The sequence below is a fragment of the Streptomyces sp. IBSBF 3136 genome, assembly GCF_036815105.1.
In the GTDB taxonomy this organism is placed as follows: Bacteria; Actinomycetota; Actinomycetes; order Streptomycetales; family Streptomycetaceae; genus Streptomyces.
This window is the reverse complement of record NZ_JAJSZC010000203.1, coordinates 1-14,219: the sequence shown is the minus strand read 5'-3', so window position 1 is coordinate 14,219 and position 14,219 is coordinate 1. Positions and strand designations below refer to the sequence as shown.

General features: G+C 74.2%; 13 protein-coding genes. 7 read left to right on the top strand and 6 right to left on the bottom strand.

Annotated features, from left to right (window positions below; all coding sequences use genetic code 11):
* Positions 1 to 58: 58 nt before the first annotated feature.
* Together V7E45_RS31615 and V7E45_RS31610 are read left to right on the top strand one after the other, a co-directional pair.
* Entirely contained in the window at positions 59 to 1,885 is a 1,827-nt protein-coding gene (locus V7E45_RS31615) for an HSP90 family protein (RefSeq protein WP_333777658.1), read from the top strand.
* Positions 1,885 to 4,971, top strand: a complete 3,087-nt coding sequence (locus V7E45_RS31610) for a tetratricopeptide repeat protein (protein ID WP_333777657.1) — start codon at positions 1,885 to 1,887, stop codon at positions 4,969 to 4,971. Before V7E45_RS31615 ends, V7E45_RS31610 begins: the two co-directional genes overlap by 1 nt.
* 7 nt (positions 4,972 to 4,978) lie before the next feature.
* On the opposite strand, the gene V7E45_RS31605 is transcribed toward V7E45_RS31610, so the two are convergent.
* Positions 4,979 to 6,790, bottom strand: coding sequence for a DAK2 domain-containing protein (locus V7E45_RS31605; protein WP_333777656.1), 1,812 nt, complete (start codon positions 6,788 to 6,790; stop codon positions 4,979 to 4,981).
* Between the two features lie 258 nt (positions 6,791 to 7,048).
* Here V7E45_RS31605 and rpmB point away from each other — a divergent pair, with 258 nt between their 5' ends.
* Positions 7,049 to 7,234 carry a 50S ribosomal protein L28 gene (gene rpmB / locus V7E45_RS31600; RefSeq protein WP_003993230.1) on the top strand — a complete coding sequence of 62 codons (186 nt, stop codon included), beginning with the start codon at positions 7,049 to 7,051 and terminating at the stop codon, positions 7,232 to 7,234.
* 93 nt (positions 7,235 to 7,327) lie between these two features.
* Here the strand turns inward: rpmB and thiD are convergent, their stop codons facing one another.
* Positions 7,328 to 8,113, bottom strand: a complete 786-nt coding sequence (thiD, locus tag V7E45_RS31595; protein ID WP_333777655.1) for a bifunctional hydroxymethylpyrimidine kinase/phosphomethylpyrimidine kinase — start codon at positions 8,111 to 8,113, stop codon at positions 7,328 to 7,330.
* Positions 8,110 to 9,075, bottom strand: coding sequence for a thiamine-phosphate kinase (locus V7E45_RS31590; protein WP_333777654.1), 966 nt, complete (start codon positions 9,073 to 9,075; stop codon positions 8,110 to 8,112). The genes thiD and V7E45_RS31590 overlap by 4 nt, the downstream gene beginning before the upstream one ends.
* A gap of 206 nt (positions 9,076 to 9,281) precedes the next feature.
* Between V7E45_RS31590 and V7E45_RS31585 the strand changes: the two genes are divergently transcribed.
* Together V7E45_RS31585 and V7E45_RS31580 are read left to right on the top strand one after the other, a co-directional pair.
* Positions 9,282 to 9,515: an Lrp/AsnC family transcriptional regulator gene (locus V7E45_RS31585; RefSeq protein WP_003997603.1), complete on the top strand. Its 234-nt coding sequence runs from the start codon at positions 9,282 to 9,284 to the stop codon at positions 9,513 to 9,515.
* 20 nt (positions 9,516 to 9,535) lie between these two features.
* Complete coding sequence (locus V7E45_RS31580; protein ID WP_333777653.1) at positions 9,536 to 10,051, top strand: DUF3515 domain-containing protein; 516 nt, start codon at positions 9,536 to 9,538, stop codon at positions 10,049 to 10,051.
* Positions 10,052 to 10,075: 24 nt separating this feature from the next.
* Here the strand turns inward: V7E45_RS31580 and V7E45_RS31575 are convergent, their stop codons facing one another.
* From V7E45_RS31575 to V7E45_RS31565, 3 genes are read right to left on the bottom strand one after another with little or no spacing between them, the layout of a single operon-like run.
* The gene (locus V7E45_RS31575; RefSeq protein WP_333777652.1) at positions 10,076 to 11,233 is read right to left on the bottom strand and encodes a D-alanine--D-alanine ligase family protein; all 1,158 of its coding nucleotides are present in this window, start codon (positions 11,231 to 11,233) and stop codon (positions 10,076 to 10,078) included.
* Between the two features lie 59 nt (positions 11,234 to 11,292).
* Positions 11,293 to 12,303 carry an NAD(P)H-dependent glycerol-3-phosphate dehydrogenase gene (locus V7E45_RS31570; protein ID WP_333777651.1) on the bottom strand — a complete coding sequence of 337 codons (1,011 nt, stop codon included), beginning with the start codon at positions 12,301 to 12,303 and terminating at the stop codon, positions 11,293 to 11,295.
* Complete coding sequence (locus tag V7E45_RS31565) at positions 12,300 to 13,079, bottom strand: lysophospholipid acyltransferase family protein (RefSeq protein WP_333777650.1); 780 nt, start codon at positions 13,077 to 13,079, stop codon at positions 12,300 to 12,302. Before V7E45_RS31565 ends, V7E45_RS31570 begins: the two co-directional genes overlap by 4 nt.
* Before the next feature lie 154 nt (positions 13,080 to 13,233).
* On the opposite strand from V7E45_RS31565, the gene cofC reads away from it, so the two are divergent.
* Positions 13,234 to 13,872, top strand: coding sequence for a 2-phospho-L-lactate guanylyltransferase (gene cofC, locus V7E45_RS31560; protein WP_333777649.1), 639 nt, complete (start codon positions 13,234 to 13,236; stop codon positions 13,870 to 13,872).
* A 62-nt stretch (positions 13,873 to 13,934) separates the two neighbouring features.
* The gene (locus tag V7E45_RS31555; protein ID WP_333777648.1) at positions 13,935 to 14,138 is read left to right on the top strand and encodes a hypothetical protein; all 204 of its coding nucleotides are present in this window, start codon (positions 13,935 to 13,937) and stop codon (positions 14,136 to 14,138) included.
* Positions 14,139 to 14,219 lie beyond the last annotated feature (81 nt).

Sequence of the window (14,219 nt, the reverse complement as noted above, 5' to 3'; positions counted from 1 at the left end):
CACCCGGGACCGCCCGACCCCGCGCCGAACGCACGCTCCCCCCGCCGGCGCTGCGACGATGGACTCCCAGACCTCCCAGTCATCCCAGTCACCCCAGTCACCCCACACGTTCCAGGTCGACCTGCGCGGTCTGGTGGACCTGCTCTCCCATCACCTCTACTCCAGCCCCAAGGTCTACCTGCGCGAGCTGCTGCAGAACGCCGTGGACGCCATCACCGCGCGCCGGGCCGAGGAGCCCTCGGCGCCCGCCCGGGTGCGGCTGCACGCCGCGGACGGGTCGCTGCGCGTGGAGGACACCGGCGTCGGGCTCACCGAGTCGGACGTGCACAGCCTGCTGGCGACCATCGGGCGCAGCTCCAAGCGGGCGGACGGCCTGCAGGAGGCCAGGTCCGACTTCCTCGGCCAGTTCGGCATCGGCCTGCTGGCCTGCTTCGTGGTCGCCGAGCGGATCCGCGTGGTCAGCCGCAGCGCCCGTACGCCCGGGGCACCGCCCGTGGAGTGGACGGCGAGCGACGACGGCTCCTACACCGTGCGGACCCTGCCCGACGAGGCGCGGCCGGAGCCGGGCACCACCGTGCACCTGACGGCCCGGGCGGGCGCTGCCGAGTGGCTCTCGCCCGAGCGCGTCCTCACCCTGGCCCGGGACTTCGGGTCGCTGCTGCCCTACGACGTCCGGGTGGGCGAGGAGGCGGTCACCGACCTGCCCGCGCCCTGGGACCGGCCGTATCCCGGCCCGTCCGCGCGCAGGGTGGCCCTGGCCCGGCACTGCCACGAGCTGTTCGGCTTCTCCCCGCTGGACTCGATCGACCTGGACCTGCCGCTGGCCGGGATCCGGGGCGTGGCCCATGTGCTGCCGTCGGCGGTCAGCCCGGCGCAGCGGGCCACGCACCGCGTGCACCTGAAGGGCATGCTGCTCACCGAACGGGCCGAACAGCTCCTGCCCGACTGGGCGTTCTTCGTGCGCTGCGTCCTGGACACCGACAGTCTGCGGCCCACGGCCTCGCGGGAGTCGCTGTACGAGGACGAGACCCTGGCGGCCGTACGGGAGGCGCTCGGCGAAAGGATTCGGTCCTGGCTGACCGGGCTCGCGGCCGGCGATCCGGAACGGCTGTCCGCGTTCCTCGCGGTGCACCACCTGGGGGTGAAGTCCCTGGCCCGGCACGACGCGGACATGCTGCGCACGATGCTGCCGTGGCTGCCGTTCGAGACGACCGACGGTCAGCTGTCCCTGGAGGAGTTCGCGCAGCGGCACCCCGTGGTGCACTTCACGCGGACGGTCGAGGAGTACCGGCAGGTCGCGCCCATCGCCGCGGCCCAGGGCGTCGGGGTGGTGAACGGCGGCTACACGTACGACAGCGAGCTGGTCGAGGCGCTGCCGTCGGTGCGGCCGGGGACGGTGGTCGCCGAGCTGGACGCGGACACCGTGACCGCGCACCTGGACGCCGTCGACCCGGCCGAGGAGCTGGCGCTGTCCGGTTTCCTCGCGGCCGCGCGCGCGAAGCTCGACCCGCTGGGCTGTGACGTCGTGCTGCGCGCCTTCCATCCGCTGTCCGTGCCCGCGCTGCACCTGGACGACCGGACCGCCCGGCACGAGCAGGCGCGGGCCGAGGCCGAGGAGCAGGCCGACGAGCTGTGGGCGGGCATCCTGGGCTCGCTGCGCGGCAGCGCCCCGCGCGCGCGTCTGGTGCTCAACCACCTCAACCCGCTGATCCGCCGGATCAGTTCGCTGCGGGACCCGGAGCTGATCGGCACCGCGACCGAGTCGCTGTACGGGCAGGCCCTGCTGATGGCGCAGCGGCCGCTCAGGCCGGCCGACTCCGCGCTGCTCAACAGGGCGTTCATCGGCCTCCTGGAGTGGGCCACACACGGGGAGAACGGTCGCTGATGGACGAGATCACCGACTTCGACGCGCTGCGCCGGGCGATGGCGGAGAACTCCGAGCGGCCGGAGGGTCCGGCGCGCAACGCGCGCGCGGAGCAGCTGCTCGCCGACGCCGAGCGGCTGAACGTCCCGCTCGCCGTGATCGAGGCGCTCGGGCACCAGCTGAAGGTCTACAACTACAGCTCCGAGAAGGACCGGATGTTCGTCCCGTTCGCGCGGCTGCTGCGCATGTGGGACGAGCGGCCGGAGGACTTCGACGAGTACGAGGCGCACTCGCTGCACTGGGTCTTCAAGTGGGTGTCGGCGGGCATGCTGGACCAGCCGCACATCCCGCTGGCCTCGGTGGAGAAGTGGCTCGGCGAGATGGAGCACCGCTACCGGCTCGCGGGGCATTCGGAACGGGCGGTGCGCAGCGCGGAGTTCAGTGTGGCGGCGCACGTCGGTGATCTGCCGCGGGCGGAGCGGGCGTACGCCGCGTGGCTGGCCGCCGACCGGGACCGGATGGCCGACTGCCACGCCTGTGAGCTGCACGGGCAGGGCGCCTGGCAGGTCGAGCGCGGCCGGGACGAGGAGGCGCTGCGGCTGTGGGGGCCGGTGCTGGAGGGCGAGTACAGCTGCGCCCACGAGCCGCACACGGTCCTCGCCTCGTCGCTGGTGCCGTTGCTGCGGCTGGGCCGCGTCGACGAGGCCCGCGCCCACCACCTGCGCGGTTTCCGCCTGGTGCGCCCGATGGAGAGCATGCGGGGCGCCTACGCGGATCACGTGGAGTTCTGCGCGCTGACCGGGAACGAGGCGCGCGGTCTTGAACTGCTGGCGGAGCGTCCGGCGTACTTCACGGACACCGGGCACCCGCGCAGCCGGCTGGACTTCCTGACCGTGGTCGCGCTGCTGATGGACCGGCTGTGCGCGCTGGGCCTGGGCGAGCGGCGGGTCCCGGGCCCCGCGGGGCGGGTGTGGAGCGCGCGGGAACTGGGCGCTCACGCGCGCGTGGAGGCGCTGGAACTGGCCGCGCGGTTCGACGGGCGCAACGGCACCTCGCACATCGGTGACCGCGCCCGCGCGCGCATGGCCCAGAGCCCCCTGGTGGAGCGGCTGCCGCTGGGTGTCCGCCGGGTGCGCTCGGCGCCCGTGGCCGCGCCGGCGGCCGCGGAGAGTGCCGACCGGCCGGTGCCGCCGGACCTGCCGGATCTTCCGGCGCTGATCGCCGAGGCGCGGCGGCTGGCGGAGACCCTGCGGCCGGGTGCCCTGGAGGCGTGGGCGGCGGTCGCACGGGCCGCCGAGGGCGCCGAGCTGGAGCCACGGGCCCGCGCGGAGGTCGCGGACCACGAGGCGATGGCGCGTGGCCCCGAGGGCCTCGCCCTGTTCGAGCGGGCCGCGCGGCTGTACGCGGAGGCGGGCGATCCCGGGGAAGCCCTGGCGGCACGCGCGCGCGGGGCGTACGTACGCGCGCTGACGGGTGACGTGGACGCGGCACTGACGGCGGTCGGCGGACCGTACGACGAGGTGCTCGCGCTGTACGCCGAGGACGCCACCGGGGTACGGCAGACGGCGTCGGTGGTGATGAGCCGTGCGCGGATCCTCATGCGCCGGGTGCACGAGGAGGTGCCGGAGGCCGGGGGTCCCGCGGTGGGCGCCCCGGGCGACCGAGGGCCGCGGGCTGGTGCGCACGGGGTGCTCGTCGAGGCCGAGCGGGCCGTGCGGGAGGTGCTGGCCCTCGTCGAGGGGCGTACGGGCGACGACGTGCGGACGGCCGCCCGGGCGGCCGAGGCGCGGGCGATGCTCGCCGAGCTGGCCGGGCTCTCGGGGCAGGAGCCGGAGGCGGTACGGCTGCTCAGGCGGGCCGCCGCCGAGTACGTGGCCGCCGGGCTGCCGTGGTTCGCGGTGGAGCACGAGGTGGGGGCGGCCGCGCTGGCGCACGGGCTCGGCGACCTCGGCGGGGCGGAGCAGGCGCTGCGGTCCGCTCTTGAGCACGGCGGTCCCTATGTGGAGCCGTCCGGCCGCGCCCAGCTGCACCTCCAGCTCGCGGAGCTGATCGGTGGCCGCGGCGAGGCCGGTGAGGCGGCGGAGCACGCTCTGGAGGCCGCGCACTGGGCCGACGAGGCGGGCGACGGCGCCATTCTGGGTACCTGGGCCCGGCACCAGCTGGGCGGGCTGCTGCTGCGCGAGGGCCGGTACGCGGAGGCCGCCGAGGTGCTGGAGTCGGCGCTGCCCGACCTGTCCGTGGAGACGCACGGCGACGGGGCGGTCGTCCAGGCGCTCTGGTGGCTCGGGGACTGCCTGGGCGAGCTGGGCGAGCACCGGGAGGCCGCGGAACGCCGGCTGCGGGCCGCCGAGATCGCCCGGCACTGGCCGGAGCAGCAGGACCACGCGACGCTCGCCCACCTCGCCGCCGAGTCCCTGAGCAACGCGGGCCTGCTGGAGGAGGCGGACGGTGCCTACGCGCGCGCGGGCGAGCTGTGGCGGGCGCTGGGCAACCCGCTCTTCCTGGTGCGCTCGATACGTGCCCGTGCCTGGCTGGCGCTGCGCGGCGAGGCCGGGGAGCGGGGCGCGCGGGAGCTGATGGCGGACGCGGTGCACGCCTGTGAGGAGGCGCTGCACGGCGCCGCGGACCCTGCGACCCGGGACCGGCTCGTCGCGGAACTCGGCAACACCCACAGCCAGTTCGGCGACCTCCTGGCCCGCCTGGCGGCAGAGGCCGCCGAGACGGCCGAAGAGGCGGCTGAAGGGGCAGGAACGGCCGGGGAGTCCGGAACGGCCGGAGGAGCAGAGGGGCCCGACAGGGCGGGGAGCGATGAGGACGCCAGGGGCACCGACCGGGCCGTCCAGGAGGCGTTCGAGGCCGCGCTGACGCAGCTGGACCGGGCGGCGGAGCTGTTCGGGACGCTCGGCGCGGAGGGGCTGCACAGCCGTACCGGTGCCGAGCTCGCCGCCGGACGGCTGGAGGCCGACCTCGGCCGGGCCGCCGGGGCGGCGGCACGCGCGCGGGGTGTCCTCGCCGCCTACGAGGGCGCCGACGGCGTGGACGGCACCGTCCGGGCGCGGCGGGCCGCGGCGGAGCGGCTGCTGCGGGCGGAGCGGCCCGGGACGTGACCCCGGTTCACTCCACGCCGATGAGGAGCAGCGCCCCCTGCCGGCCGCCGCGGTAGACCACGGTGTCCACCGCGAGGTAGGACTCGCGCACGCGTGCCTCCAGGCGGTCGGCGACGCTCTCGGGCGCCTCGTCGCCGACCACGAGGGTGACCAGCTCGCCGCCGGCCTGGAGCATGCGGTCCAGGACGGTGACGGCGGTGGCGGTGACGTCCGGGCCGATCACCGCGACGTCCCCGTCGATCAGGCCCAGCACGTCCCCGGCCTGGCAGATGCCGGCCGTGGTCCAGGACTGGTGCTCGGCGACGGCGACCTCGGCGTACCGGGTGGCGCCGGCCGCCGAGGTCATCTGGACGACGTCCTCGTCGAACCGGCGTCCCGGTTCGTGGACGGCGAGCGCGGCGATGCCCTGGACCGCCGAGCGGGTCGGGATCAGGGCCACCCGGATGCCCTCGGTGCGGGCCTGCTCGGCCGCGGCCGCCGCGGTGTGGCGCAGTTCGGCGTCGTTGGGCAGCAGCACGACCTCGCGCGCGTGGGCGCGGCGCACGGCCTGCACGAGTTCTCCGCTGGCGGGCGGCTCGCCGGGGCGGGCGAGGACGGCGGTCGCGCCGGCCTCGGCGTACAGCCCGGCCAGGCCCTCGCCGGGCACCACGGCGACGACGGCCCGCTGGGCGCGCTCGCGCGGGGGCTGCTCGCCGCCGGTGTGCACGTCGCCGAGGCCGAAGTGGGTGATGCGGATCCGGTGCGGCCGGCCCGCCTCGACCCCCGCCTCCACGGCGGCGCCCGCGTCGTCGACGTGCACGTGGACGTTCCACAGGCCGTCGCCGCCGACCACGACGAGGGAGTCGCCCAGGGCGTCGAGCCGGGCGCGCAACCGGGCCACGGCCGTGTCCTCGGCCTCCAGCAGGTAGATCACCTCGAAGGCGGGGCCGCCCGTCCCGGTGGCGTCGGCGCAGGGTGCCGGACCCGAGCCGGCCGCGCCGGTGCGCGTCTCCTCCTGGGCGGCCGCCTCCGTACGGGCCCACGGCCCGGCCCCGGCGCCGCCGGGGACGCCCGCCACGCGCGCGTGCGCGTCGGCGGCGCCCTCCGCGGCGTGCAGGGTCTCGCGGACCGCCTCTCCGGTGAACGCCTCCACGAGCGCCCCCAGCACGGTCACCAGTCCGCGGCCGCCCGCGTCGACGACCCCGGCCAGGCGCAGCACGGTCAGCTGGCCGGGAGTGGCCGCCAAGGCGGCCCGCGCGCCCTCGTAGGCGGCCCGCGCGACGGCCCCGCAATCGCCCTCGGTGCCCTCGGCCGCCTCGGCGGCGGCGGAGGCGACCGTCAGCACGGTGCCCTCGACCGGATGGGCCACGGCCTCCCTGGCGGAGTCGGCGGCCCGCCGCAGCGCCCGCCGCAGCCCCGCCCCGTCGGTGCCGGCGGCGCAGTCGGGGTCACCGGCACCGGCGGTGCCTCCGGTGCCGCCGGTGCCCTCGCGCTCGTGCGGGGGGTCGTCGGCGAGCACCTGCGCCATGCCCCGCAGCAGCTGCGCGAGGATCGTGCCGGAGTTGCCCCGGGCCCCGATGAGCGCCCCGTGGGCCATGGCGCGCACCGCGTCCGCGAGGGACGGCTCCGCCGAGCCCGTCCCGTACCCGGCGAAGACGGCCTCGACGGCGGTCGCGGCGGACTCCAGGGTCAGGTACAGGTTGGTGCCGGTGTCGCCGTCGGCCACCGGGTAGACGTTGATGGCGTCGATGTCCTCGCGGGCCCGCCCCAGTGCCCGCAGCGCCAGACCGCACCAGGTGCGTACCGCGAGAGCATCGAGTGTCTGCGGCGCCTGCGCCACCTGCGCCTCCCTGAGCTGCTTGGACGTGGGACGCAGCGTAGACCCCGGAGGGGTGCCCTCCGGAAGAGGGCCGGGAGCGGGGCACTGAGCTGCCATGGTAGTTTCGTTGTCCGGACGCAGTCGTTGTATGCTGCTCCGGTTGCCCGATCCGATCGGGCCATTCCCCTGGCAACGCCACTCAAGGTCTCAGGTCTTATGATCTCGATCCCGGCCTGCCGGGATCAACCGTAAGTGCATCTGAAGTCTTTGGAGTGACCCGTGGCTGCCAACTGCGACGTCTGCGGCAAGGGGCCGGGCTTCGGCAACAACATCTCGCACTCGCACCGCCGTACGTCCCGCCGCTGGAACCCGAACATCCAGCGTGTGCGTACCGTGGTCGGCGGGACGCCGAAGCGCGTGAACGCTTGCACCTCGTGCATCAAGGCCGGCAAGGTCTCGCGCTGACGCTACAGCTGAGCGCGCGGCCACTGTTCGGTACGCTGCAAAAAGCCGGTCCACCTCCGGGTGGGCCGGCTTTTTGCCGTTCCCTGATCCGTGCTACGCGCGTGTGCGCCAGCCGTGGTCGACCGGTCCGATGCCCGCTCCGAGGGCGAACCCGGCGGCGATCGCCCCGGTGACGTACTCCTTGGACGCGTGAGCCGCCTCCGGGACCGGCAGCCCCTTCGCCAGCCCTGACGCGATCGCCGAGGCGAGCGTGCAGCCCGTGCCGTGGGTGTGCCGGTTGTCGTGGCGCGGGGCCCGCAGCCAGTGCTCGGCGGAGCCGTCGGTCAGCAGGTCCACCGCGTCCCCCGCCAGGTGCCCGCCCTTGATCAGCACCCAGCGCGGCCCGTACGCCAGCACGGCCGCGGCGGCCCGGCGCAGATCGTCCTCCGACTCGACCCGGACCCCGGTGAGTTGCGTCACCTCGTCCAGGTTGGGGGTGGCCACGGTCGCCGCCGGCAGCAGCGCGGTGCGCACCGAGTCCAGCGCGGAGGCGGCCAACAGCGGATCGCCGTGCTTGGAGACGCCGACCGGGTCCACCACGGCGGGCGCGTCCGTGCCGGAGATCAACTCGGCGACCGCCTCGACCAGTTCGGCCGAGGCCAGCATGCCGGTCTTCACGGCCTGGACGCCGATGTCGTCGACCACGCTGCGGTACTGGGCCCGTACGGCCTCCACCGGCAGCTCCCAGGCGCCCTGGACGCCCAGGGAGTTCTGCGCCGTCACGGCGGTGATCACGCTCATGCCGTGCACGCCGAGCGCCAGCATCGTCTTCAGGTCGGCCTGGACGCCCGCTCCGCCGCCGGAGTCCGAGCCCGCCACCGTGAGTACCCGCGGGATCACGGTTCCAGGTCCCCGAAGTGGTCCCAGCCGCCCTTGCTGGTCCACGGCGCACCGTCGACGGTCACCTGGGGCAGCGCGGAGGGGTTGAGGACCTCGCCGATGACCTTCCAGCGGGCCGGCAGCTTGGCGTCCGGCGGGAAGGTCGCCACGATGGCGTGGTCCTCTCCCCCGGTCAGCACCCACTGCAACGGGTCGACGCCGACGGCCTGGCCGATGTCGTTCATCTGCGAGGGGATGTCGATCGCGCCGGACCGGACGTCGATGCGGACCGAGCTGGCCTCCGCGATGTGCCCGAGATCGGCGATCAGCCCGTCGCTCACGTCGCACATCGCGGTCGCGCCGAGCGCGGCGGCGGCCGGACCCGCGTGGTACGGCGGTTCGGGGCGCCGGTGGGCCTCCACGAAGGCGCGCGGGGAGCGGAAGCCGCGGGAGAGCACCGCGTAGCCGGCCGCGGACCAGCCCAGCCAGCCCGTGACGGCCACCAGGTCGCCGGGCTGGGCGCCGGAGCGGGTGACGGGCTCCTGGTTGCGCAGGTCGCCGAGCGCGGTGATCGAGACCATGATGGTGTCCCCGCGCACGACGTCTCCGCCGACCACGGCGGCGCCCGCGACCTGGCACTCGTCGCGCAGGCCGTCCATCAGCTCGGTGGGCCAGGTGACCGGGAGTTCGGCCGGGACGACCAGGCCGAGCAGCAGCGCGGTCGGCACGGCGCCCATCGCGGCGATGTCCGCGAGGTTCTGCGCGGCCGCCTTGCGCCCGACGTCGTAGGCCGTCGACCAGTCGCGGCGGAAGTGCCGTCCCTCCAGCAGGATGTCGGTGCTCGCCACCACCCGCCGGTCGGGCGCGGCGATCACCGCGGCGTCGTCACCGGGGCCGACCCGGACCACCGGGGTGGTGGTGAGACGGGAGGTCAGCTCCCTGATGAGCCCGAACTCACCTAGCTCACCCACTGTGCCCTTCATTGCCCTCAAGCCCCTTCTGTGCCGGTCCGTGCCCGGTCGCGCGTCATCAGTGTCCCCGATACCGTCGAGGTGACCGTCAACTTCTGTCGTGCCTGCACCCCTGGCGCGCAAGCCCGGTCCCCGCAGGTCTCCCCGCGGGGAGCGGCAACGCGATACCGTGGCGTTCCTTTTCCCCACATGATCCTCGTGGCCGCCCTGGAGGTTCCGTGGTACAGGCGTACATCCTGATCCAGACGGAGGTCGGCAAGGCGTCGACCGTCGCCGAGACGATCAGCAAGATCCCTGGTGTTATCCAGGCCGAGGACGTGACGGGACCGTACGACGTCATCGTGCGCGCCCAGGCCGACACGGTCGACGACCTGGGTCGCATGGTGGTCGCCAAGGTCCAGCAAGTGGACGGCATCACCCGCACCCTGACCTGCCCGGTCGTGCATCTGTAGCCCCCGTCTACCCTTGGCCGGTGAACAACTTCCGTCACCGGCCCCTCGGCCTGCTCGCGCCCGCGCTGCTGATCGCGGTCGCGGGCTGCTCCTCGGCAGACGACAGCGCCACGGTGGCGGTTCCCGAACCCGACGCCAAGACGGCCGGGGTGTGCCGGGACCTGCACCGGTCGCTGCCCGAGAAGCTGGACGGACGGGGCCGCGACGACCCCGAGCCCCGGTCCGCCTACACGGCGGGCTGGGGAAGCCCGGCGATCATACTGCGCTGCGGTGTCCGGCGGCCGCCGAAGATGGTGGACCCGAAGGTGGCCGAGGGCGGGGACCCCGACGCCGTGGCGGGCGGGGTGAACGGCGTCGACTGGCTCATGGAGAAGCGGGACGACGGCACCTGGCGCTTCACCACGGCGAACCGCGTGGCCTATGTGCAGATCAGCCTGCCCCGGGGGATGTCCGGGCAGGACGGTACGCCGGTGCTCACCGGCCTGGCGGCCTCCGTCAGGAAGGCGATCCCCAAGGGGATCGCCTCCATGCGCTGACGGTGGGCCGGTGCGGGCGCGCGGTCAGCGCAGCCCGGTGGAACGGCGCAGCGCGGCCTGCACCAGGCGGTCCACCAGCTCCGGGTAGCCGATACCGGTGGCCTGCCACATCTGCGGGTACATCGAGATCGGCGTGAAGCCGGGCAGGGTGTTGATCTCGTTGATCACGAACTCGCCGTCCTCGGTGAGGAAGAAGTCGGCGCGGACCAGGCCCTCGCAGGAGGCGGCGTCGAACGCCTCGACCGCGAGCCGCCGCACCTCGGCGGTCTCCTCGCCGGTCAGCGGGGCCGGGACGATGCCGGGCGTGGAGTCGATGTACTTGGCCTCGAAGTCGTAGTACGCGTGCTCCTGCGGCGGCGGGATCTCGGCCGGGACCGAGGCGCGCGGACCGTCCTCGAACTCCAGGACGCCGCATTCGATCTCGCGGCCGCGCAGGGCCGCCTCGACCAGGATCTTCGGGTCGTGCGACTGGGCCTCGGCGATCGCCTCGTCCAGGCCGGAGAGGTCGTCGACCTTGGTGATGCCGATGGAGGAGCCCGCGCGCGCGGGCTTCACGAACAGCGGCCAGCCGTGCTCGCCGGCGAAGTCGATGATCTTCTTGCGGGCGGCGGACTCGTCCCGCTCCCACTCGCGCGGGCGGATCACCACGTACGGGCCGACCTTGAGCCCGAAGGAGGTGAACACCCGCTTCATGTACTCCTTGTCCTGGCCGACGGCCGAGGCGAGCACGCCCGAACCCACGTACGGCACGCCGGACAGCTCCAGCAGCCCCTGGAGGGTGCCGTCCTCGCCGTAGGGGCCGTGCAGCACCGGGAAGACCACGTCGACCTCGCCGAGCGCCTTGGGCACGGAGCCGGGCTCGGTGTAGACGACCTCGCGGTTGTGCGGGTCGACGGGGAGCACCACGCCGCCCTCGGCGGACTCCGCCAGCTCCTCCACGGCCGGTACCCGGCGGTCGGTGATGGCCATCCGCTCCGGCTCGTCGGCCGTCAGGGCCCAACGGCCGTCCCGGGTGATGCCGATCGGCAGAACGTCGTACTTCGTCCGGTCGATGGCCTTGAGGACGGCGCCCGCGGTGACCACGGAGATCCCGTGTTCGGAGCTGCGTCCGCCGAACACGACGGCCACGCGCGGCTTGCGGGACGGCTGCTCAGGGCTCTGGGGGAGGTTCTCGGTGCTCATATCGGGATGAGCGTACCCGCAGGCAGAGCCCCAAGACAGCGTCGACGCAGGGGCGTCGCTCAGCGTCGTTCGGGTTTCGCGCTGCGCGACATCAGCTCCTTGAGGGCGACCACCGGCGGCTTGCCCTCGTGCACGATGTCGACGACCGTCTCGGCGATCGGCATCTCGACGCCGTGCCGGCGGGCGAGATCGGCCACGGACTCGCACGACTTGACGCCCTCGGCGGTCTGCCGGGTGACCGCGATGGTCTCCTCCAGCGTCATGCCCCGGCCCAGGTTGGTGCCGAAGGTGTGGTTGCGGGACAGCGGCGAGGAGCAGGTGGCGACCAGGTCGCCGAGGCCGGCGAGGCCGGAGAAGGTCAGCGGGTCGGCGCCGAGGGCCATGCCGAGCCGGGTGGTCTCGGCCAGGCCCCGGGTGATGAGCGAGCCCTTGGCGTTGTCGCCGAGGCCCATGCCGTCGGCGATGCCGACGGCGAGCCCGATGACGTTCTTGACCGCGCCGCCGAGTTCACAGCCGACCACGTCGGTGTTGGTGTACGGCCGGAAGTACGCCGTGTGGCAGGCGGCCTGAAGGCGCCGGGCGACCTCCTCGTCGGTGCAGGCCACCACGGCGGCGGCCGGCATGCGGGCGGCGATCTCCCGGGCCAGGTTGGGGCCGGTGACGACGGCGATGCGGTCGGCGCCGACCTTGGCGACGTCGTCGATCACCTCGCTCATCCGCATGGCGGAGCCGAGTTCGACGCCCTTCATCAGGGAGACGAGCACGGTGCCGGGCGCGAGCAGCGGCGTCCAGTCGGCGAGGTTGGCCCGCAGGGTCTGGGAGGGCACGGCGAGGACGGTGAAGTCGGCGTCCCGCAGGGCCTCGGCGGCGTCGGAGGTGGCGCGCAGGTTCTCCGGGAGTTCCACGCCGGGCAGGTAGTCGGGGTTGGTCCGCGTGGAGTTGACCGCCTCGGCCAGTTCGGCGCGGCGGGCCCACAGGGTGACCTCGCAGCCCGCGTCGGCGAGGACCATGCCGAAGGCGGTGCCCCACGAGCCGGTGCCCATGACGGCCACCCGGACAGGTTTGCTCACTTGCCGCTCTCCTCTTCGGTGCCGCCGCCCGTGACCTCCACCTGCGCACGGGTCTTGCGGCGCTGCTCGATCCGCTCACGGCGCGGGTCGTAGGGCGTCTCGGGGGCCTCCTCGCCGCGGATCTCCTCCAGCAGGCGGGTGATGGCCGCCATGATGACCTCGGTCGCCTCCCGCAGCAGGTCGGCGGTCATCTCCTTGTCGTAGAACCGGGAGAGGTCCACCGGCGGGCCCGCGAGGACCCGGTGGGTCTTGCGCGGGAAGAGGTGGGGCTTCTTGGCGTAGGGCGGCAGCAGTTCGTTGCAGCCCCACTGGGCGACCGGGACGACCGGGCACCTGGTCTGCAGGGCGACCCGGGCCGCGCCGGTCTTGGCGATCATGGGCCAGCCGTCCGGGTCGCGGGTGAGGGTGCCCTCGGGGTAGAAGGCGACGCACTCGCCGCGCTCCACGGCGTCGATCGCGGCGCGGAAGGCGCTGAGCGCGTCCGTGCTCTCGCGGTAGACGGGGATCTGCCCGGTGCCGCGCATGGCGGCGCCGACGAATCCCTTCTTGAAAAGTCCGCTCTTCGCCAGGAATCGCGGAACCCGTCCGGTGTTGTACTGATAGTGCGCGTACGCGAAGGGGTCCACGTGGGAATTGTGGTTCACCGCGGTGATAAATCCACCATCGGCCGGAATGTGCTCCATTCCGCGCCAGTCCCGCTTCATCAGAACCACCAGCGGCGGTTTGCACAGGACCGCTGCGAAGCGGTACCAGAACCCGATTCTGCGGCGGGACACGCGGACACCTTCCTTTAGGACTTGCTCAGGCCCCAGGGGCCGCACAAGTGTCGCCCCGGACCGCCGGTCTGTCGAGGACACCGTACGCCCCACCCACGTCCGCGCCGGATGCAGCGGGTGACAATGAGCGCGACGAGAGAGGGACGGTACGCCGGTGCAGTGGACCTTGGTCATCCCCCTGAAGCCCCTGGCGCGGGCCAAGAGCAGGCTCGCGGACACGGCGGCCGACGGGGTGCGCCCGGGTCTGGCCCTGGCGTTCGCGCAGGACACGGTGGTCGCGGCGCTGTCGTGCCGGGCGGTGGCGGATGTGGCGGTCGTCACGGACGACGTGCTGGCCGGCCGGGAACTGGCGGCCCTGGGCGCCCGGATCGTCCCCGACGCGCCGCGAAACGGCCTGAACGCCGCTCTCGGGCACGGCGCGGACGCCGTACGGGAAATACACCCCGACGCCGCCGTGGCGGCGCTGAACGCCGATCTCCCGGCCCTGCGGCCGCTGGAATTGTCCCGGGTGCTGGACGCCGCGGCCGAATTCCCGCGCGCCTTTCTCGCGGACGCGGCCACCCTCGGGACGACCCTGCTGGCCGCCGCGCCGGGCCGGGAATTGAGCCCGGCGTTCGGCACCGATTCGCGGGCCCGGCACCGCCTCTCCGGCGCCGCGGAACTCGGTCTCGCCGGGGTCGATTCGGTGCGCCAGGACGTGGACACCGGTGAGGACCTGCGCGCGGCGCTGGCGCTGGGCGTCGGGCGCTACACGGCGGCGGTGTCGGCGGGGCTGCTGATCCCGGGCTCCTGAGGGGACGGGCGGCGCGGTCGGCGGACCGCTGGCGGCCCGGCGGAGCCACTACGCTGGCGGTCATGCAGGCGACCGCGTACACGTACGACCCCGAGACCCGCAGCGGGCAGGTGCTGCTCGACGACGGCACCCCGGTGCCCTTCGGCGCGGCGGCGTTCGACGCGGGCGCGCTGCGGCTGCTGCGACCCGGACAGCGGGTACGGATCGAGACCGAGGGCACCGGTGACGCCCTGCGGATCACGCTGGTGACCCTGCAGACGTTCTGACGCACCTCCGGTGAACGCCGCGGGGGGGGGGGGGGGGGGGGGGGGGGGGGGGGGGGGGGGGGGGGGGGGGGGGGGGGGGGG